The sequence below is a fragment of the Microcystis sp. M49636_WE2 genome (assembly GCF_030065375.1).
In the GTDB taxonomy this organism is placed as follows: domain Bacteria; phylum Cyanobacteriota; class Cyanobacteriia; order Cyanobacteriales; family Microcystaceae; genus Microcystis; species Microcystis aeruginosa_C.
In genome coordinates this window covers 1-1665 of the sequence record NZ_JASJFG010000268.1, presented here as the reverse complement: position 1 = coordinate 1665, position 1665 = coordinate 1, and the positions used below count along the sequence as shown (strand labels likewise).

Genomic DNA, 1665 nt, shown 5'->3' with positions numbered 1-1665 from the left:
TTCTAATTGTTGTGATTTACTCGATCTATCGGTTCATCTATTTGAAGATCAAAATCAAAAATCCAGAACTGATCAAAATTACATAATAAGACATAGCGAGGGCGATTAGGAACCAATCGACTCCAGTATTCAAAAGCTTGGGGATAGTGCTTACTTAAATCTTCTCCTCGCTTTTTCATTTCAATTAAAACACGAGGTTTCCAAACTAAATCAGCAAATCCCGTTTTACCTTTCTTGCTACCTTTAGTAATCGCCTCCTCATAGGTTGCACCCGCTTCTAACGCACCTTTATGACCAAAAGCTCGAAAGAAACGGTCTAGGAAAATCTGAGCTTCTTTCCTTTCTTTGCCAGTAATGTGCTGTTGACAAAAATCAATAAATTCCTGTAAGCTTTCAAGAGTAGTAGTCATCTATAGCCTTTCCATTGGAATAGGGTGGGCGTTGTAGTGCGATCACCATTTTACACGATAAAATGAAGGAACCGAGTTGAAATCGAAGTCAAGCCTATGCCAATTCGAGGCGTTGCTGAATCAAGGTATGAATGGCAATTGTGCATCGTATCCAAAAGTTATTTTGGGTCTAGGTTTTAAAAATCCCACAAGAGAAGATTCATATCTCAAATCAGCAACGACTTGGCGAGATAAATTTTTTCGTTGTGTTTAATTGATTGAAAAAAATCGACAATAGGACGAGGATAATTAACCCCTAAAATCACCCCATAACGCTTTTGCTCCTCCAGAGATAATTTATAAGGTTCGTGAATTTTATCGCCTTTTATTAGGGCTAATTCGGGCAACCAGTGACGTAAATAATCACCTTTGGGATCATAATCTTTCGACTGTTTCCGGATATTAAAATAACGAAATCCTCGTGCGTCATTACCGACACCAGCAGTGTAATTCCAATTACCCCAATTACTACAGACATCGTAATCAACTAATAATGACTCGAACCATTCTGCTCCCATACGCCAATCAATACCGAAATTTTTGGTCAGAAAACTAGCGACATTTTGCCGTCCACGATTTGACATAAATCCTGTAGCAGCTAACTCTCTCATATTAGCATCTACAAGGGGATAACCAGTTTTTCCCTCACACCAAAGATTAAATCTTTGCCAATCTTCTAGCCAGGGTAAATTAAGTTCTTGCAAACCAGATTTATAAAAGATTTTATTCCCGTGTTTACTGCAAATAAATCGAAAAAAATCTCGCCATAATAATTCAAAAGTTAGCCAATAAGTAGAGTCATTTTTTACTCTTGTTTGCTCATATTTTTGTACTTCCTCATAAATATAACGGGGGGAAAGACAGCCAAAACTTAACCAAGCTGAGAATTTTGAGGAATAATTAGTCCCTAACATTTCATTGCGGGTTTCCTTATAGGTTTTTAAGGAATCACTATCCCAAATATATTCTTTAACCCGTGATTTTCCTGCTATTTCACCCCCTTGAAATGATAAAACACCTCCCTGGTCTAGAATTAGTTCTGTTAAGCCTAAATCCTTTAAAATAGGAAGATTTCCCCAATCTATTTTAGGTAATTTTGTCAACTTTTTCGGACTGGGATAAGTTGTTCTTATTTCCCAATGACGTTCTACTTGTTTACGAAAATTAGTAAATAATTCCGGCAGTTGATTAAGGGTAAAAGGTAAATCATCAGGAT

The 1665-nt window shown here is 36.8% G+C and carries 1 protein-coding gene and 1 pseudogene; both read right to left on the bottom strand.

Annotated features, from left to right (window positions below; all coding sequences use genetic code 11):
* Positions 1–5: 5 nt before the first annotated feature.
* Positions 6–410, bottom strand: a pseudogene (locus PX484_RS06520) (type IIL restriction-modification enzyme MmeI); the annotation flags it as partial.
* Positions 411–616: 206 nt separating this feature from the next.
* Positions 617–1665: DASH family cryptochrome (locus PX484_RS06515; RefSeq protein ID WP_288103190.1), on the bottom strand; the 1049-nt coding region annotated here is incomplete at its 5' end.